Annotated in this window: 16 protein-coding genes; 10 read left to right on the top strand and 6 right to left on the bottom strand. The window is 57.4% G+C overall.

What is annotated here, in order from left to right; genetic code table 11:
• Positions 1-72: 72 nt before the first annotated feature.
• The 6 genes from JK199_RS02680 (at position 73) to ppk2 (ending at position 7251) form a co-directional block, all read left to right on the top strand.
• Positions 73-1290, top strand: coding sequence for an NADP-dependent isocitrate dehydrogenase (locus JK199_RS02680; RefSeq protein ID WP_212373746.1), 1218 nt, complete (start codon positions 73-75; stop codon positions 1288-1290).
• 600 nt (positions 1291-1890) lie between these two features.
• Positions 1891-2181 (top strand): hypothetical protein, encoded by a 291-nt coding sequence (locus JK199_RS02675; RefSeq protein WP_212373744.1) that lies wholly within the window; start codon positions 1891-1893, stop codon positions 2179-2181.
• 411 nt (positions 2182-2592) lie between these two features.
• Entirely contained in the window at positions 2593-2955 is a 363-nt protein-coding gene (locus tag JK199_RS02670) for a hypothetical protein (RefSeq protein ID WP_212373742.1), read from the top strand.
• Between the two features lie 336 nt (positions 2956-3291).
• Entirely contained in the window at positions 3292-4311 is a 1020-nt protein-coding gene (locus tag JK199_RS02665; RefSeq protein WP_212373740.1) for an NAD(P)/FAD-dependent oxidoreductase, read from the top strand.
• A 439-nt stretch (positions 4312-4750) separates the two neighbouring features.
• Entirely contained in the window at positions 4751-6241 is a 1491-nt protein-coding gene (locus JK199_RS02660) for a carbohydrate porin (RefSeq protein ID WP_237591932.1), read from the top strand.
• A 95-nt stretch (positions 6242-6336) separates the two neighbouring features.
• A complete protein-coding gene (gene ppk2, locus JK199_RS02655) occupies positions 6337-7251 on the top strand; it encodes a polyphosphate kinase 2 (RefSeq protein ID WP_077930333.1) in 915 nt (304 codons plus the stop codon).
• A 115-nt stretch (positions 7252-7366) separates the two neighbouring features.
• Here the strand turns inward: ppk2 and JK199_RS02650 are convergent, their stop codons facing one another.
• Positions 7367-7879 carry an SMI1/KNR4 family protein gene (locus JK199_RS02650; RefSeq protein ID WP_212373737.1) on the bottom strand — a complete coding sequence of 171 codons (513 nt, stop codon included), beginning with the start codon at positions 7877-7879 and terminating at the stop codon, positions 7367-7369.
• A 277-nt stretch (positions 7880-8156) separates the two neighbouring features.
• On the opposite strand from JK199_RS02650, the gene JK199_RS02645 reads away from it, so the two are divergent.
• Positions 8157-8609 carry a hypothetical protein gene (locus JK199_RS02645; RefSeq protein WP_212373735.1) on the top strand — a complete coding sequence of 151 codons (453 nt, stop codon included), beginning with the start codon at positions 8157-8159 and terminating at the stop codon, positions 8607-8609.
• A 25-nt stretch (positions 8610-8634) separates the two neighbouring features.
• On the opposite strand, the gene JK199_RS02640 is transcribed toward JK199_RS02645, so the two are convergent.
• From JK199_RS02640 to JK199_RS02620, 5 genes are read right to left on the bottom strand one after another with little or no spacing between them, the layout of a single operon-like run.
• Entirely contained in the window at positions 8635-10041 is a 1407-nt protein-coding gene (locus tag JK199_RS02640; RefSeq protein ID WP_244984852.1) for an efflux transporter outer membrane subunit, read from the bottom strand.
• Between the two features lie 43 nt (positions 10042-10084).
• Positions 10085-13129: an efflux RND transporter permease subunit gene (locus JK199_RS02635; protein ID WP_212373731.1), complete on the bottom strand. Its 3045-nt coding sequence runs from the start codon at positions 13127-13129 to the stop codon at positions 10085-10087.
• On the bottom strand, positions 13129-14226 hold the full coding sequence (locus JK199_RS02630) for an efflux RND transporter periplasmic adaptor subunit (RefSeq protein ID WP_244984851.1): 1098 nt from the start codon (positions 14224-14226) through the stop codon (positions 13129-13131). The genes JK199_RS02635 and JK199_RS02630 overlap by 1 nt, the downstream gene beginning before the upstream one ends.
• A 33-nt stretch (positions 14227-14259) precedes the next feature.
• The gene (locus JK199_RS02625) at positions 14260-14577 is read right to left on the bottom strand and encodes a DMT family transporter (protein WP_077930339.1); all 318 of its coding nucleotides are present in this window, start codon (positions 14575-14577) and stop codon (positions 14260-14262) included.
• A 1-nt stretch (position 14578) separates the two neighbouring features.
• Positions 14579-15154: a TetR/AcrR family transcriptional regulator gene (locus JK199_RS02620; protein ID WP_212373729.1), complete on the bottom strand. Its 576-nt coding sequence runs from the start codon at positions 15152-15154 to the stop codon at positions 14579-14581.
• 141 nt (positions 15155-15295) lie between these two features.
• Here JK199_RS02620 and alr point away from each other — a divergent pair, with 141 nt between their 5' ends.
• From alr to JK199_RS02605, 3 genes are all read left to right on the top strand, one after another.
• Positions 15296-16426, top strand: coding sequence for an alanine racemase (alr, locus tag JK199_RS02615; protein ID WP_212373727.1), 1131 nt, complete (start codon positions 15296-15298; stop codon positions 16424-16426).
• A gap of 4 nt (positions 16427-16430) precedes the next feature.
• Entirely contained in the window at positions 16431-17684 is a 1254-nt protein-coding gene (locus JK199_RS02610) for a D-amino acid dehydrogenase (RefSeq protein WP_086655152.1), read from the top strand.
• Positions 17685-17794: 110 nt separating this feature from the next.
• Complete coding sequence (locus tag JK199_RS02605) at positions 17795-19348, top strand: M81 family metallopeptidase (protein WP_212373724.1); 1554 nt, start codon at positions 17795-17797, stop codon at positions 19346-19348.
• Positions 19349-19550: the final 202 nt, after the last annotated feature.

Genomic DNA, 19550 nt, shown 5'->3' with positions numbered 1-19550 from the left:
CCTGCCGCATGATGCTTATACGCTTCGTGTGCATTTTTACGGTCCCGTGCGGGGATGAGGGAGTATTTCACCATGGCAAAAATCAAAGTTAAAAATCCCATCGTCGAGATGGATGGTGATGAGATGACACGCATCATCTGGCATTTTATCCGCGAACGGCTGATTCTGCCCTATCTCGATATTGACCTGAAATATTATGATCTGGGCATTGAGCACCGGGACGCCACGGATGATCAGGTGACGGTAGACGCTGCTGAAGCCACCAAACGCTACGGTGTGGCCGTCAAATGCGCCACCATCACGCCGGATGAAGCCCGCGTGACGGAATTCGGGCTGAAGCGCATGTATCGCTCCCCCAACGGCACCATCCGCAATATTCTGGATGGCACCATCTTCCGTGAGCCGATTATCTGCTCCAACGTGCCGCGCCTTGTACCGCACTGGACCAAACCGATTGTGATCGGCCGCCATGCCTATGGTGACATTTACCGCGCTGTGGAAACCCGGATTCCCGGCCCCGGCACCGTCAAGCTGACCTACACGCCTGAAGGCGGCGGTGAACCTGTGACGCTGGACGTGCATGACTTCAAAGGCCCCGGCGTGGCCCTTGGCATGCACAATACCCGTGCGTCTATTGAAGGCTTTGCCCGCGCCTCCCTCTCCTACGGGCGGGACCGCAACATGCCGGTCTATCTCTCCACCAAAAACACCATTCTGAAGGCTTATGACGGCCTGTTTAAAGACGTGTTTCAGGAGATTTATGACAAGGAATTCAAAGCGGATTTTGAAAAGGCTGGTCTGACCTACGAACACCGCCTGATTGATGACATGGTGGCCTGCGCCCTCAAATGGCCGGGTGGCTATGTGTGGGCCTGTAAAAACTATGACGGTGACGTGCAGAGTGACATTGTGGCCCAGGGCTTTGGCAGCCTCGGCCTGATGACATCCGTTCTGCTCAACCCGACGGGTGACGTTGTGGAAGCAGAAGCCGCCCACGGCACCGTGACCCGCCACTACCGCGAGCACCAGAAAGGCCGCCCCACCAGCACCAACCCCATTGCCTCCATTTTTGCATGGACACGCGGGCTGGCCTACCGGGGCCGCTTTGATAACACGCCGGACGTGGTCCACTTTGCTGAAACGCTGGAACGCGTGTGCATTGAAACCGTGGAAGGCGGCCAGATGACCAAAGACCTGGCACTTCTGGTCGGCAAAGACACCAAATGGCTCAACACGCAGGACTTCCTTGATGTGCTGGATGCAGGGCTGAAAAAGGCTCTGGCGGCCTGATAAAATAGGGGATTGTGTAGAAAGCAAAAGTTTTCTGCACAGTCCCCACTGTGATGCACACTAAGCGGTTGAAATAAACAGATTCGTCAATGCAATCCGTTTAACACTTAGGTGCGGTCCAAACGTTACGCGTTAAAAATTTTTTATTGTAAATCATAATGTATTCAGGTTATTAATCCTGAGCTTTTTGTTATACAGAACGATCTGCATAAATAAAAATTTTAATATTTTATATGAGAAACCTATATCCGACACCAATATTCACACTCTAAATTTTCACAACCCTTCAAAAGAAAATGATATATTCACCAAAACCGCATCACATTTATCCCCCACAGCCATTACATATCAGAATCACGTTTCATTTCCGATATTGAGACAAAAGCGACGCAAATCAATTTGAAATTTCAAGCGACTTACGAAATGATCGCTTAGCTATATGGGATAAAGTGAAAGAATTTATGATAATATTTAATTCCAAAGAAAATTTTCTCAGTGTTTATAAAATGGAAAAAACAATCTCAATGCGATACTCTCAAGTTATGGAGAGTAAGAGAGGTCGCTCCACACACAACACCATTGAATCAAAAAGGATCGTGAATGCAAGCCTTAGAACATCTAAAGATTATATTTTTCAGTGATCCAAGTTACGAAAAACTGGTAACAGAAGTTTATTTTGATGACATTTATGTATTCCTTATCAGTATTGATCATGGTTTAGATAATATGTTTATTGTTACTCCAGACCAAACAATGAGTCCAGAATACGTTAAACATGATATTCCCCTTGAGTGGACTTTAAAAGCCATAAAAATTGCTCAGGAAAAAACCATAACGAGACAGCATCTTCCAGAAGAAAAGCTATCTTGGCGACCTAAACCCCATAAATAGAGAAGGAAACTGAACAAAGGCCTTCACATTTCGAAATACAGTTTACGGTCGCGGCCCCTTTCCGGCAACACGACCACGCCCCTGTTCTCGCTCCACTACTGCATGCTGCCCGGTTTGCTGGCTTTTTTCTGTTCCTAATCTCCCTTGAGATGCGTCCTGCTGTCTTTCCTCAATCTCGCCCAGGGGGCCTGGAGCGTCCTTCAAAACACGGTTGATTTGGTCTGAAGGATATTGACTGGTCCTTTAGAGACAGCAAAAATTTACGACGGTATTGTCTACACAGTAGAAATTCCGCATCAAACAGTAACACTAGGAACAGTATTAATGTTTTGGAAATATTACACTATAGGCAATGAAAATTTATGATTAATTTTGTAAAAATAATAAAATTTTCTAGGTAAGGGTTTGATTATGAAAAATATTTATAATAGTGTTTTAGAAAATTTATCAGATGATAACTTTTATGGTATATGGAATGACCTTTTTAGGCACAATGAAAAATTAAAAACGCACGACAAAAAAGAAAAATTTTTTGATTTCTTCATATATGGAATGAAAAAGAATATACTTCTTGAGTATGATTTAGAAAATCAATGCCCTGTATTTTCTAGAGATGATCCTTATGTAGTTGTACATCGTATATTCTCAGATTTAAAAAATCTAAAATTACCAGAAAACAACGGTGACGTTACAAGAGAGTTTATCGCATACGCTATGACCAAATACGGTTGGGCCGTTCTCAAAGAAGGAACATATTTGTTCCTTCCTGATTAAACGCTCTTTTTGAAAAATCGCGGATGAATGGTGCAGCTTAGCATGAGACTTTCCACGATGATGTGGGTCCTAGTCGACACCCCAAAACCAGAGATCTTTTAACTTTCTAATCAGATACTGCTGAGCGTCTTTGCGTTGAATAACGCATGTTCAAATATCTAGTGCAGGAGAGAATATCAGGAGTTCATAATTCTGAACACACTTTCCCGATCGCAAATCTTATCCCGTGCAACAAAGGCCTAAATTACCCCTGTGACCTCCCCTATTGCACCCACTGGCAACCTGTCGCAAAAACAACGGCAGATCATACGGCCAGAAAGGGAGACCCACCGCGCCATGACGGATATGCCGATTGAGACTGATGTCGCCATTATCGGCGCGGGCCCCACGGGGCTGTTTGCCGCCTTCCAGTGCGCCATGCTGCGCCTGCGGTGCGTGCTGATTGATGTGCTGCCGGAAGTAGGCGGCCAGTGTGTGGCGCTGTATCCTGAAAAGCCGATTTATGACATTCCCGCCTGCCCCGCGGTGGAAGGCGCGCAACTGATTGCCAATCTGGAACAGCAGATTGCCCCGTTTGATATCCCGCGCCTGCTCAAACACCGGATTGAAAGCCTGAGCGGCCACCGGGGCGCGTTCACGCTGGGCACGGATAAAGGGGCAACCGTTACCGCCAAAGCCGTAATTATTGCAGCAGGCGCCGGTGCATTCGGCCCCAACCGCCCCCCGCTGGACGGGCTTGAGGCGTTTGAGGAAAGCGGTGCCGTCCAGTATTACGTGCGCCGCAAAGCCGATTTTGAAAACAAACGTATTGTGATTGCCGGTGGTGGGGATTCCGCACTGGACTGGGCGCTGGCCCTTAAAGACAAGGCGGAAAAGCTGTATCTGGTGCATCGGCGCGACCGCTTCCGCGGCGCGCCGGAAAGCCTGCGTCTGCTGGATGATGCGGTAGCCGCCGGGCAGATTGAGAAAGTCGTGCCTTACCAGCTCCACGCCCTGCACGGCGCAAATGGTGCTCTGGAAAGCGTGGAAGTAGTGGATCTGGACGGTGCAACCCGGCACCTTGAAGCAGACACGCTCCTGCCCTTCTTCGGGCTGGCGACGGACCTCGGCCCCATTGCCCGCTGGGGCATGGACACCATCCGCTCCACCGTTCCCGTCACGCCCTCCACCTGTGAGACCAGCATGCCCGGCGTGTTCGCAATTGGTGATGTGGCAACCTACCCCGGCAAGCTCAAACTGATCCTGCAAGGGTTTAGTGAAGGGGCAATGGCCGCCCATTCCATCTACCCGATCGTCAACCCCGATCAGGCCCTGCACTTCGAATATTCCACCAGCAAGGGCGTGCCCACGGTCTGAGGCCACACTCAGGCAGTCGGCTCCCTGTTGCTCCACAGCCAGAGCCCCTGCCTGCCCTCCACCCGTATCGGTCCCGGCCCATCATCCTTCCGGACGGACCATTCCGGAGGAGGGTGCCCTACCCGGAGCCACCTCTTCCGGGGTCTGGCAACCGCAGCCTGAATGAGGGCAGCAAAGTGCCAGACACCCTGACGCGCCCCTGATGCGGCAAACGCCCCGCATGCCGCGCACATCAGCCACCTTTGCCCTGTAAACGACGGCAGGTTGAGGCTGTGTCATGATACCGTCACTTTAAATCGACGAAGGCATCGTCAACAGTCCCCCACTGCCGTCACTATAAAGGAGCAGGCGTGCCACAAACCCGATCCTCCTGCCCCTGTGCCCCGTACGCGCCGTTCCCTTGTGCTGCCTACGGAGCCCCGGCCTGCCCGCCCGTCCCATGCTGAAAACGCCTGACGCCTTTCCGCTCACCAGCCGGACCCGGCCCGCCCGGCGTCTTGCAATGCTGTGCAGTCTGGTCTCCGGCCTGTTTGCCTCCCTCCCGGTTCAGGCGGCCACAACACCGCTCGCCACCGATATTCTGCCCTCCGGTGTTCCGCTCCCGGTGCCTTCCCCCACCTTTTCCCCGCCCGAAGAGGATGCCAGCACAGAAATGCTGGGCACAATGGGCGGCGCGCGCACATGGCTGGGCAAGAAAGGCGTGCGGATTACCTTGCAGGATGTCGAGGAACTCTGGGGGCTGGCCTCCGGCGGGATGCAGCGCGGGGCAACCTATGATGGTATGACCGCCGTCGCGCTCTCACTGGACACCGGGAAGGCTTTTGGCTGGCAGGGCGGCCTGCTGAATGTCAGCGCGCTGCAAATCCGCGGACGGTCCTTTACCGGGGAACGTCTGGGCGCGCTCAACACCGTCAGCGGGTATGATGCCGGGCGCTCAACCCGGCTGTTTGAACTATGGTACGGGCAAAGTTTTCTGAACAGCACACTGGATGTACGCGTCGGCACGCTGGATCTGGATACGGAATTTCTTGTCAGTCAGAACGCCTCATTTTTTCTGAACTCCAGCTTTGGCTGGCCCCTTTCCACGTCCAGCAACCTCTATTCCGGCGGGCCCTCATGGCCCTATTCCGCTGTGGGCGGCCGCGTAAAGTGGCGGCCTGCGGCCCCTCTCGTCCTGATGGGCGCCATTACGAATGACAACCCGACCCACGGCCCGTTTTATAGTGATATCAGCGCCTCCCAGCGCGACCCGTCCGGCACGCTGTTTTCCACCAAAGGCGGCGCGCTCTTCATGGGGGAAGCCCAGCTCTGGCTGGACGCCGCGAAACAGATAGGCGGACGGGATGATGTGGCGCTGCCCGGCGTGTGGAAAGTCGGCGGGCTGTATGACACCGGGCGCTTCCCGGACCAGCGGTATGATGCACAACGCGGCCTGCTGGCCAGCCCGGACAGCAGCGGGTCTCCATTTTATCATCAGGGGAACTGGATGGCTTATTTCGTTATTGATCAGATGATCTGGCGGAAAGAAAAAGGCTCTGGCAAAACCATCAACTTTTTTGCCCGTGCTACGCTGAGCAACGGCACAACCAGTCGGTTTTCCTCTGAAATTCAAAGCGGCTTCACGTTTGATGAACTGCTGCCCGGCAGGCCGGATGATACGCTGGGCCTTGCATGGGGCACCAGCCTGTATGGCCTGCGCGCCAAGGAAAACACGCATGACAGTTTCCGGCTGGGCACCAACACAGCAGGAGCGCTTGTGCCGGAGCACCATCTGGAATTCACCTATCAGGCGGCAGCCACGCCCTGGCTGATTGTGCAGCCGGATTTCCAGTATTTCTGGAACGTGGGCGGCACCTCCCTCAACCCGCAGACTGGCAAACATATCCGCAATGGCGTTGTCACCGGGCTGAATCTCACCACAACCTTCTGACACGCCGCCAATGTCATGAAAGTTTCAAACTGATCAATTCCGCCAGTCTTTATAGTCCGCTTCCAGCCCCCTCCGGCGACGATAAAGGGAACAAAATGAGCGATCTGGACAGCCTGACAGCGGAAGAACGTGAACGCGTGCAGATGCGTCGTGAGATTATTGATGATCTTGACGAAGAATTTGAACTTTCTCTGGAAGATGATGCCTCTGGCATAGGCGGGCTGGACGCCGAAGACCGCGCATTTCGCCGCGTGTATTTTCGTGAACTGATCCGCATGCAGGGTGAGCTGATCAAACTACAGGACTGGGTGCAGGCCACCGGCCACCGCGTGGTTGTGCTGTTTGAAGGGCGTGACGCCGCAGGCAAGGGCGGCGCTATCAAACGCATTACCCAGCGCCTGAACCCCCGCACCTGCCGGGTTGCAGCCCTGCCCGCCCCCAACAACCGTGAAAAGACCCAGTGGTATTTCCAGCGTTACGTGGCGCACCTGCCCGCCGCGGGAGAAATCGTGCTGTTTGACCGGAGCTGGTATAACCGCGCAGGCGTGGAGCGCGTAATGGGCTTCTGCACGGATGAAGAATACGAAGAGTTTTTCCGCTCAGTGCCGGAATTTGAGCGGATGCTCGTCAGCAGCGGTATCCAGATTATCAAATTCTGGTTTTCCATCACGGATGATGAACAGGAAGCCCGCTTCCGCGCCCGTATGGATGATCCACTCAAGCAGTGGAAACTTTCCCCCATGGATCTGGAAAGCCGCAAGCGGTGGGAAGCCTACACTCTGGCGAAGGAAGTCATGCTGGAACGCTCCAGTATCCCGGAAGCCCCCTGGTGGGTGGTGCAGGGTGTGGACAAAAAGAAGGCCCGCCTGAACTGCATTGCCCATCTTCTGTCTCTGGTGCCGTATCAGCCCGTCTCCCGCCCGGAAGTGGTTCTGCCGCCGCGTATCTTCCACCCGGATTATGAACGGCAGCCGACGCCGGAATCCATGATTGTGCCGGAACTCTACTAAATCATAACTACTGGCAGAACAGGGCCTGCGCGCTGTGTTCTGCCAGACTTTATCCAGCCATTCCTTTAAAAGGCAGCGCTACTGACAAACACCTTTGCACGCACTCCGCCACCAATTATTTTTTTATAAGATATTTTTTGTCCAGACTTTCCAGAAAACCCGGCCTGACCCACACAACAGCCTTTGAAAGCGCCTGCTGGTCTGCCTCTGACAAGTCTGTTGTCTCAGGTTGAATTTTATCAAGAAAACCCTGCCATTCGTCAGATAGTTTTGTCATGGCGTCTTGCCCCATATAATCGGGATCATAATAATAAATACCCGGATCACCCTGCTTTTTCATCAGAAAAAAAGCACCGCACTCCCCTTCCGCAAATGGAAAATAGTGTTTTTGCGTATAATCGTCCTGAAGGGATGATAAACACGCCGGAATATCCTTAACGTCCAGAAAATATCTCAGGGCATTGTCTTCATTTTCAGAAATGCGAATAATATTTCTCTCAACCGAGCATCCGTTATGCTCTAAAATAAAAGCCTTAAATTCTTCTGTAAAATGCGCCTGTAGCACGCACTCTATTTCTGCAAGTTCCTGTTCGCTCGTGTCCCGCGTTTTTTCTTTCATATTTATCATAGCTTATGCCTGTGCTCTTCTGCCGCGCTTCAAGCATAACACCCCGCGTCACGAACGCGAACGTGCTCCTTTTGAAACAAGGCGCGCAACGTAACGCAAACGCCGCAGAGGAGCTGGGAGCAGGGCAGCATCTCCTGCAAATACCGTGCCAGCACGCAACATACCTTTAGCCTGCTCTGGCCCCCTTGTTAAAATTTCCCTTCCGGGGGAACCTCTCAAACGCTGTTGAGTCTTAAAAATGATCGTCCCGGAGGGTCTTTCAGAAAGGAACACCGTCATGCGGCTGGGCCAGCGCTATTTTGTAACCGTCCTGAGTTACAGCTTTATCTGCTCCGCACTGGTCAGCCTGTACGGTGCCGGGCATGGCCCTACCCTCACGCCCCCTGCGGCCCTGCTTTATTGTCTGGGCAGAAGCGGCCTGTTCTTTCTGGTTTTTGTTTTTCTGGGCGTCCCGATGGCGTGCCTTTGCCTGTCGCTGCATCGGGCTTTATCTCGGGCCAGCCATCACACCACCCTGCCGGGCTGCCTGCTGCTGGGCATTATATGGGCGTGTGGCACTGCGGCCTTGCTTGGCCTTCTGCTTGGCGTTGCCAGTTTTTCCCTCTCCGCGTCCGGCCATGCGCTCCCTGACTGGAACCGCATCCTTATTACCAACATAGCGGGCGGCGCAGCGGCCGGGCTGGTCTTCTGGCTCGCCTCCCCCGCTGGAGAGCGTAGAGTTTTTTACTAACGGAGATTCCCCTTTCAAACTTGCTTTATCCGGAAGCTATTTTAAGGTTCACAGCATTGGTCAGAAGCGCCGCATGGAGTGCGGCCAGTTCCTCTTCCTGCTCCGTTTCCGCTACAGAGGCACGCAATACGTCGGTCCGGGCGCTGTCCCCGCGCTCATACCGCTTTTGCAGGACCAGAACACGCGCTTTCTCGCGGTTCACAAGCTCCTGCTGGTCCTGCACCCGTTCTTTTAAAAATTTCTGCTCAGCCAGAAGATTTTCTATCTCAACCCACGCATTGACCACCGCCATCTGATACAGCATTCCCGCGGTTTTCTGCTCGGAATGGCGCAGTTCAAGCTGACGCGAGAGACGCCCGCCATTAAAAACAGGAAGCGTGAGCGAGGGACCAAAGGACGTATTGCGTGCGTTCCACCCCAGTTCAGCAAGCGTCAGGGCATCCAGACTGATCTGCCCGGTGAGCGTAATCTGCGGATAAAAATCAGCCTGCGCCATGCCGATCGTTGCTGTTGCCGCATGCAGCCGTGCCTCTGCGGCCTGAATATCCGGGCGTTTTCTGGCAATCTCTGACGGCATTGCCGCAGACACCTGCGGTATTTTTTCCGCCAGCAGACTGGCAGGCTGGCGCAGTTCAGGCAGATCAGCATCCGGGCGACCTGCGGCCAGAACCCCTAACGCACGGAGCAGTGCCGCCTGCTGCAAGGCAAGGCCCTCTTTTTTCTCCAGAGCCGCATGGCAGGCGATCCGGACCTCGTCCAGATCAACCGTTGCCAGCAACCCGTGCGCCCGCACTGTCTCGGCAATGCGCAGCAGGTGCCGGGCATTTTCCAGCGCGCCTTCCGCACGGTTCAGCGCGTCAGACACTTTCAGCCACTGGAAATAGGTCCGTGCCAGTTCGGCCTGTGTTGAAAGCCGCATGGCATCCGCATCCGCCTTGACTGCGGCTTCCTGCTCGTGCGCGGCCTCCCGCAGACGGCGCTGTCGCCCCCACAGATCAAGCTCCCATGAGGCGACCGCGCCAACGCTGTAATTGGTGTAGGCTACCCCCTCTGGCTCCTGCCCCTCCGCACCCGGAGAAAGCCCCAGAAGAGGGCGCAGCACCTGCCCAACCCCGGCGGTTGCCAGACGTTCCCGCGTATAGGCCGCCTGCCCGTTGAGCGTAGGCAGACTTTCAGCCGATGCCGCACGGCGCTGGATACGTGCTGCTTTAATCCGCTCACGCGCCAGAGCCATATCCGGGTTTCCCGTCTCGGCCCGTATCATGAGACTGTTCAGAGCCGGATCATCAAACATCGTCCACCAGAATGGGGAAGCGGAACGAACGGCTGGCGCGGTCCCGGCATTCTGCCAGTGGTCCGGCACAACCGGATGGGGACGCACAAAATCCGGCCCCATACTGCACCCGGCAAGACACAGCAGAAACGGCAACATGACGGCACACGACACCCTGAGCACACTATGGTCCGACCTGCATTCAGACATGAGCCACCCCTTCCGCCTCTTGTGCCGGGCTTCCAGCGCGGTCAAACAGCAGGGCGTAGAATGCGGGCACAGCCACCAGAGTCAGCACCGTCCCGCCTGCAAGCCCACCAATCATGACAATGGCCATTGGCCCCCAGAACACATTGAAGCTGAGGGGGATAAACGCCAGAATAGCCGCCACTGCGGTCAGGCAGACCGGCCGGGCGCGCGTCATGGTGGCATCAATCACGGCTTCATGCAGCGGCATGGCATTGCTGTGGTTAAACTGAATCTGGTCCACCAGCAGGATGGTGTTGCGCATAATCATCCCGGCCAGAGCGATCAGCCCCAGCAGGGCCACAAACCCAAATGGCGCACCGGTGAGCAGCAGACCGCCAACCATGCCAACCAGCCCCAGCGGAGCAGAAAACAAAACCAGCAGAGACCGGCTGAAACTTTGCAACTGGACCATCAGCACAAGCAGGATCAGGCCACCCGTCAGCGGCAGAAACGCGAAAATGGCACTATCCGCCGTTGAGGAAAGTTCCACATCCCCGCCAGTTTCAATCCGGTAGCCTGCGGGAAGCGTTTTGCTGAGCGCCTGCATGGCAGACGCCGCACGCTGCACCACAGTCGCGGGCTGGACATCCGCCGCAACAGCCGACTGCACCGTCATGCACAACACGCCATTCCTCTGCCAGAGAATGGGATAATCAGTGCTCACCCTCATGCTGCCAAGCTGGCTGAGCGGCACCACAGCGGCTCCGGTTGCAACCGGCAGGGTCATCCACTGGCCGGGGTCAGACCGCACGGACTGGATGGCACGCACCACAACGGGACGATGATGCTGCCCGTCCGGCACATCGCCCCCATCCGCACCCGTAAGAGCGGCCTGAAGCTGCGCCGCCACGCTGGCACGGTCCGTCTGGAAATGGACCAGTCTGGCCGGGTCGGCCTCAAATGTCAGGCTGGGGGTGCGGTTTCCCCAGTCCGCCTGCACGGCAACGGCCCCCTCCGTCGCGCGCAGAATTTTATCAACATCCTGTGCAACAGACCTCAGTTTTTCAGGATCAGGGCCAATAATGCGGTATTGCACCGGGAAATCCGCCGTTGGCCCAAGTGACAGCCGCTGCACATGCAGATGCACCCCCGGCGGGAGAGAAACAGTCTCGACCTGATGAATCAGCGTCTCCCGCGCTTTCAGGTCCTGCGCCACCAGCAGCAGCGTGGCGTGGGCCGCGCTGGGCGTGGCAGGCGCATAAGGCAGATAAAAGCGCGGCGCGCCATCCCCGATATGCGCCTGCATATGTCGTAAAGAAGATTGTCCTGACAGGTGTTTTTCCAGAAGAGCAACTGCTTTTCCGGTCTCCGCAAGGGCGGTGCCCGGTGGCATGGCAACATCCACCATCACTTCCGGCCGGTCGGACTGCGGAAAAAACTGCTGGTCCACAAACAGAAAACCAACACACGCCGCCACAAGCAACACGCATGTTCCCCCTGCCACTACGGCTTTATACCGCAGGCTTGTCCCCAGCACGAGGCGCAGCAGAATGGTAGAAAACGGTTCATACGCCATGCGCACAGGCTTTGGCGGGGGCAGAAGATGCACGCCCAGAAAAGGGATGAACACCACGGCCACACCCCAGCTCAGCAGCAGGGCGGCACCGCTCACCCAGAAAATTTCTCCGGCATATTCGCCCGTTGTTGAGTGCGCCAGCCCGACCGCCAGAAAGCTGATAACCGTCAGAACAGTGCCCGTCAGCATGGGGAACGCCGTGTGGCTCCATGCGAACGAGGCCGCGTCCTCCCGGCTGCGCCCATGCTCAAGCTGCACAACCATCGCCTCAATACTGATAATGGCATCATCCACCAGCAGCCCGAGGGAAAGAATAAGCGCCCCGAGGGAAATACGGTCCAGGCCGATATGCGCCATGCCCATCAACAGGCTGACCCCGGCCAGCGTCAGCGGGACGGAACAGGCGACAATAATGCCTGCTCTCCAGCCCAGACTGACAAACGCCACCAGCAGAACAACGCTCAGCGCAACGACAAACTTGATCAGGAAGGTGTTAACGGCTTCCCGAATCACGCCGCTCTGGTCCTCCACCTGCGTCAGCACCATACCGGCAGGCAGTGTGAGAGTGGCCGCCACATTGCGGAGCGTTTTCCCCAGTGTCATGCCGTCCGCGCCTTCTGCCATGGCGATGGCAATCACAACGGCGGGTTTGCCATTATAGCGGATCAGCGCGGGAGCCGGACTGGCATAGCCCCGGCTGACCTGCGCAATGTCTCCCACCCGCACAAGCCCGGATGGCCCCGCAACCGGCGTCTCCGCAACAGCCCGCACCCCATCCAGCGCGCCGGAAACCCGCAGCGGCACAGTGGTTGTAAAGTCAACAGATCCGCCAGACGCCAGAGCCGACTGGTTCCGGAGGGCTCTGGCAAGCTGATCAAGAGTGATCCCTCTTGCCGCACTCTGCTGCGGGTCAACCTCGACGGTAATCTGCTGCGGGATTTCCCCGCTGACCTGCACTTTTCCAGCGCCATGCACCGTCTGGAAAAGTTTTTTCAGGTCCTCGGCTTTTTTGATCAGGTCAGCATTTTCTCCCCCGGTCAGGGCAAAAACATACCCATAGACGTCCGCATAATCATCATTCGCGGCAAGGGCCACGCCGGAGGGCAGGTCCGGCCCGAGGTCCGAGAGCTTGTTGCGCACCTGCTGCCAGATCACCGGCACACGCTCTTTTCTCTCATCATCGCGGAGAAAAATCTGCGTGACGCAACTGGCTGCAACGCAATAAGTGCTGAGACTATCAATCGCTTCCACATCGCGCAGGCGTTGCTCCAGCACGGCCGCAACCTGCTGCTGCATCTGCTGTGCGCTGGCCCCCGGCCACTGTGCGGAAACAACCATATTCTTGAGTGTAAAAGCCGGATCTTCCGCGCGGCCAAGGTGAAAAAACCCGTATCCGCCTGCAAGAAACAGGCATGCCATCATGAAGCTGACCAGTGCCGGATGCCCGACGGCCCAGCGCGAAACATTGAAACGCTCCATCATCAGCGTCCACTGGCCTGACTGATCATCTGCACCGCCTGATCAGGCTGGAAGGACGCCTCACCACTGGTAACAATTCTCTCCCCGGCTCTAAGCCCCGTAACCAGCGCATCCGCGCCGCGCAGGCCCGCAATATCCACATGCCGCAGCACAAGGCGGGGGGTATCGCCATCCGTCAACGCCCAGACCTGCGCATGTGTCTGGTGTGTCTCCACAAGGGCCGTAAGCGGCACGCGCATGACGGGTGCCGCGCGTTGCGCAGGAAGAGCCACACGCACAAGACTATTGAGGGGCACAGCGAGCTTCTGCTCCAGCCGCAGTCTCAGCGCCTGCATCTGGCTTGCGCCATCCACCGCGCCGGTTTCCTGCACGACAGCCTGAACAGGCCGCGCTGCCGGATCTGCCGGAAAGCTCACCTCTGCACGGTCCCCCACCCTCCACGCGGACGGGGATGGGACCTGAAGACGCACCTCTGGCGCACCGGCGGCCATCCGCACAACCTCAGTGCCAGCCGCCACAAGCGTGCCCGCCACACCGGTCACGCTCAGAATCTGCCCGTCCTCCGGGGCGCGGAGTGTCGCTTCCGCAAGCTGAATCCGGGCCTGCATGAGGGCAGCCTGTGCTGATCTGGCTTTGCCCTGCGCCATACGCCGGGCATACCCCCGCTCTTCCACTATTCCGGCGGAAAGGCCGCCTGCTGTATCCAGCCCGCGGCTCCGTTTATAGGTTGCCTCAGCCTGTGCGGCATCCGCACGGGCGGCGTCGGCCTCACCCTCCGCCTGCGCCACCTGTTCTTGCAGAACTCTGTCTTCCAGCAGGGCAAGAGCATCGCCCTGATGCACAGACTGACCGCTGACAACTGCAATTTTACGCAGGCGGCCCGCCTGTGTCGGCGCAAGCGGGATGATCCGGCTGGCAGTGTATCGTCCGGCAAAAAGCACTTTCTCCGGCTGGTCTTCCTGCACCCTGAGCACCTGCACGGTAGGCAGAGTGTCATGCTGTGCCGGGGCGGATGCCGGTTTACACCCTGCCAGCAGACAGCCAGCCGCAAACAGCGGCAGCGCCCTTTTCAGAGCCTCTGAACACGTTCGACACACCATGATAAGTTCCGGAAAAAAGGCAGGTCTTAAGCGTCACGACTGCGTCGCGACGACAGAAATCCCGACTAAAATGAGAAGAATTCCGATGGCCTGATGCCCGCCCAGCTGGTCCCGGAAGTAGATCCAGCCAGCAAGATTGGCCAGAATAATGGAAAGACCAGCCGAGCCTGCATACACAATGCCCATAGGAACAAGGCGGAGAGACAGAGCCAGAAACACAAAAGACGCCCCGTACCCTGCCGCCATAATCAGCGTGGGCAGGAGTCTGGTAAAACCCAGCGCTTCTTTCTGCGCCATTGTGGCGATAATTTCAGAAAGAACGGCAAAGAAAATATAGACATAACCCAGCATATCACGGGACTTTTTCTGACATATGCGTGAGTTTTTCCATCAGGTCAGACAAGCCCTGACGCATCTTTTGATCCAGAATCTCCGCGCCGAGAATATCCCACAAAGACAACCCGTCTGCCGCCATGCAGGCCAGCAGAAGTGTGGGGGTCATGTCTTCAAACAGGCCCGTGGAGCGAATGACATCCCAGTAATGCCGGATCCATTCCTGACCAAGTTGCGGGTCAATCAGCATGGCCGCCAGCAAATGGCGCAGAATGACAGGCGTTTCAGCCTCATTTTCCTGATTCAGGCCAATATAGGCGCGCGCGGCCCGGCCCGCCGCCACCGGGTCTTTCTGCTGGGAGGCCAGCATTTCCTGCCGGAACATGTCCATCTCCCGTATAAACAACCCGTCCAGCAGGGCTTTTTTATTAGGGAAGTGATGCAGGAGCCCGCCCTTGCTGACCCTGGCCTCCTTTGCCACCAGTTCCAGCGTAAAGGCCTGAATTCCACCCGTGACCAGAATATGGCCTGCGGCGTTCAGGAGGTCATTTTTCACGGCCTCGGGCTTGTTGGTGCGTTTTGATCTGGCTGTCATGCGCAATACATACCGTCCGGACGGTTTTTATTTCAAGCGGAAAATATGCTTTTTTTACGCCCGCTGCGCAGCCCTGCCCCCTTTTGCCAGCGTCCGGAAAAAAATGATAAAGACACGCCTAACGAGGTCAGGAGACAGACCATGCACAGGGATGGCTGGGAAGGCGGGCGGCTGCTTATCAATCTTGCCGCCATTGCCGAAAATTATGCGCAGCTTTGCGCCCGGGTCAGCCCTGCGGAATGCGGGGCGGCTGTCAAAGCCAACGCCTACGGGCTGGGGCTGAAAGAGGTTGGCCAGACCTTATATGAAGCCGGATGCCGCACCTTTTTTGTCGCCCATCTGGCGGAAGGGGCTGCCCTGCGTCCGCTGGTGGGGCCGGACAGCCGCATTTTTGTGCTGCACGGCCCGCCCCCCGGCACGGCCAGCGCCTGCCTGACGCATACCCTTCTGCCCGTGCTGAACAGCCTGCAACAGGTGCAGGAATGGCAGGCTCTTGCCCGCACGCAGGGCCACCCGCTGGCCGCAGCACTGCAACTTGATAGCGGAATGTGCCGCTTCGGCCTGACGGAAGCTGAAGTTGACCATCTGATCACGCACCCGCAGGGGCTGGAGGGCATTGAGGTCACTCTGGTCATGAGCCATCTGGGATGCGCGGATACCCCGGAGCACCCGCTCAACCGCCAGCAGCTTGCAACCTTTACCCGGCTCAAAGCCCTGCTGCCCGCAGCCCCTGCCAGCCTTGCCGCCTCCTCCGGTATTTTTCTGGGGCCGGACTGGCATTTTGACCTCGTGCGCCCCGGTGCGGCCCTCTACGGCATTGCGCCCACCGCAGGGCAGCCAAACCCTATGCACGCAACTGTCCGGTTGCAGGCCCGCGTCATTCAGACGCGTATGGTCTCCGCCGGGGCGAGTGTTGGCTACGGTGCGGCTTTTACCGCCCGGCAGCCTACACCCGTAGCACTGCTCGGGATTGGCTACGGAGACGGCTTTCCCCGCAGGCTGGGCCAGACCGGCCATGTTGTCTGGCCGGATCAGCCTGACATCAAATTACCAATAATCGGGCGTATCTCCATGGACTCACTGGCCGTGGACCTCTCGCCTCTTATGGCCACCGGCACCGCTTTGCCACCAGCCGGTGCAGTGTTTGACCTGATTGGTCCGCAGGTACCTCTGGACACCGTGGCGCGTCTGGCGGACACCATCGGCTATGAAATACTGACGGATCTCGGAGCCCGCTACCACCGCCTCCATTATGATCCCCGGAAAGGATGAAACTGTGAAAATCATCATTCTCGGCGCCGGCGTGATCGGCGTGACCTCAGCCTGGTATCTGAACAGTCTGGGTCATGAGGTCATTGTGGTGGACCGTCAGCCGGAACCGGGGCTGGAGACGTCCTTTGCCAATGCGGGGCAGGTTTCTCCGGGCTATTCCACCCCATGGGCCGCGCCCGGCCTGCCGATGAAGGCCATTGGCTGGATGATGCAGCGGCACAGCCCGTTGGTGATCCGCAAGCGGATCGACTTCGCCATGTTCCGGTGGATGGAGCAGCTTCTCAAAAACTGTAACGCCCACGCCTATGACATCAATAAAGGCCGGATGCTGCGCGTAGCGGAATATAGCCGCGACTGCCTTGATGCCCTGCGCGAAGAAACCGGCCTGACCTATGATGACCGCCAGCGCGGGCTGATCCAGCTTTTCCGCACGGAAAAGCAGATCGACAAAGCCTATCATGACATGAAGCTGCTCTCAGACAGCGCCATCCCGCATGAACTGCTGAACGTGAACCAGATTCTGGAGCATGAACCCGGCCTGTCGCACGCGCGCGGGTTGCTGAAGGCGGGGCTGTATCTGCCGGGGGATCAGTCCGGGGATGCGCACATCTTTACCCAGCGTCTGGCAAAAATGGCCGCGGCAAAGGGTGTGACGTTCCTGTATGACACTACCATTAAAGGAATGGACGCCGCTGCGGATGAGGTCATGTCCATCCGCACCAGCAAGGGCCATCTGCGGGCCGATGCCTATGTGGTGTCCATGGGCAGTTACAGCCCGCTGCTGCTCAGGCCGCTGGGGGTGCATCTGCCTGTCTATCCGGTCAAAGGTTATTCCCTCACCCTGCCGCTGACGGATGAAAGCCACGCCCCGCTCTCCACGGTGAATGATGAGACCTACAAGGTCGCCATCACCCGGCTGGGCAACCGCATCCGCGTGGGTGGCACGGCGGAACTGACAGGCTATAATCTGCGCCTCAGCCCGGACCGGCGCGAGACGCTGGAACTCTCCTTTTCAGAACTGTTTGGCGGGGGGGATCTGTCCGCTGCCACCTACTGGACCGGCCTGCGCCCCAACACGCCGGACGGCACGCCGGTTATTGGCCCTGTCCCGCGCTTTAGCAATCTGTGGCTCAATACCGGGCACGGCACGCTCGGCTGGACCATGGCCTGCGGTTCCGGCCGGATTCTGGCGGATATGATCCACGGCAGAAAACCGGATATTCCTGTGCTGGACCTGTCCATCAGCCGCTACCGCTAGCCCCCCCTTCCCGCTTCCATGCACGCCCCTTGAAGGGGATTTGATAGGCCCGGCTTTTATCGTTACAGTTAAAGAACGATTGATCTGTCATATCAGATGGAGGCCTTCCCGTGCGGCGCAGACTGATTCTCAAAATGCTTCCTGCCAGCGTTCTGGCCGGATTACCGGCCCTGAACGGAGCAGCACGGGCGGCGGGACTGGTGCCTGCCTTCCGGGGCACACCCCGGCTTGCCGTGGGTGGCATTGCCTCGGAATGTAGCACCTACAGCCGCATCCGCGCCCGGATGGAGGATCTGACCGTACGCCGGGGGCCGGAAATTTTTGAAGCCCCTCTCTCCCTGCCGCTGCTGCGCTATGACGTGCCCTTCCTGCCAACGCTGGAAGCCACAGCCCCCTCCGGCGGCCCGGTAGAGCGCAAAACCTATGATACGCTGAAAGCGGAGTATCTGGACCGTCTGAAAAAACTCCTGCCGCTGGACGGCGTGTATCTGATGATGCACGGCGCGCTGAGCGTAGAAGGCATGGATGATGCAGAAGGCGACTGGTACGAGGCAACCCGCGCCGTGGTCGGGCCGGACTGCCTGATTTCCGCGTATTATGATCTGCACGGCAATCTGAGCCGCCGGGCCGTGGATACGCTGGACGCCATGACCGCCTACCGCACCGCCCCCCATGTGGACCGGGTGGAAAACGTGATGCGGGCTGCGGATATGCTCACGCACTGCCTGCGCTACGGCCTGCGCCCCGGCATTGTCTGGGCCAGCATCCCGGCGCTGCTGCCGGGTGAGCAGAGCAGTACGGAATGGGAACCGGGGCGGCGTTTATGGGCAGACCTGAGCGAATATAACCGCCTGCCCGGTATTCTCGATGTCTCACAGCTTGTCGGCTATGTCTGGGCGGATGAACCGCGCGCCGCGGCCTCCGTTGTGGCAACCGGCACGAATATTGAGGAACAGAAGCGCGTTGTGGCGGAACTTGCTGGCCGTTACTGGGATGCACGGCACGCGTTTAAGTTTGGCAGCCCGACCGGGACGATTGAGGAGTGTCTCTCCCGCGCCATGAGTGCCACCACGCACCCGGTCGTTATTTCAGATTCCGGGGATAATCCTGGCGGTGGCGGCAATTCCGACCAGACCTTTTTCCTTCAGGCTCTGCTCAAAGCCGGAACAAAAGATGTTCTGCTGGGCGGCATGACAGACCGGCCCGCAACGGACGCCTGCTACCGGGCGGGCGTAGGGGCCACGCTGCCGCTGTCCATCGGTGCGACACTGGACCCCGTGATGTGCAAGCCAGTGCATGTGACAAACGCCGTTGTAAAACATCTGGCCCCTGTCACCAAGCCGGAAGACGGAGAAGCCGTGATTGAGTTTGACGGAATTACCGCCACACTCTCCGCCCGCCGCCGCCTGTATCACTCCGCGGAATCTTTCCGCGATCTCGGCGTAGACCCGGCCCGGTTCCATATTGTGGTGCTGAAATGCGGCTACCTGCACCCGACCATGAAGGCCCTCGCCAACCCGGCCCTGATGGCCCTCTCCCCCGGCGCGATTGATCAGGACATCCTGCACATCGGCAACCATCGCCGCAAACCAACATGGCCATGGGTCGCGGACCTGAACTGGACGCCAGACCCGTACGTTTCAGCGCGGTTCGGGCGGGGGTGAGGCTGGAGCAACCCCCAAAATTCAACATTTTGAAACGCCATGTCTGCTTTTTCGCACCAAAGCAGACGGGCGACTATCGCCCTCATATCAGACATTGTGTCTATCCGAGATATTATCGTAAAGCTGACCTTACTGGCTGATTTCAGCCCGGCGATATTGCGAGATTAATTTCACGTGGGCAGGCGAAGAGACGAAACAGCCC

The sequence above is a fragment of the Acetobacter persici genome, assembly GCF_018256955.1.
GTDB classification, from domain to species: domain Bacteria; phylum Pseudomonadota; class Alphaproteobacteria; order Acetobacterales; family Acetobacteraceae; genus Acetobacter; species Acetobacter persici.
Note: the sequence above shows the minus strand (reverse complement) of the source record. Positions and strands in the feature narration are given on the sequence as shown.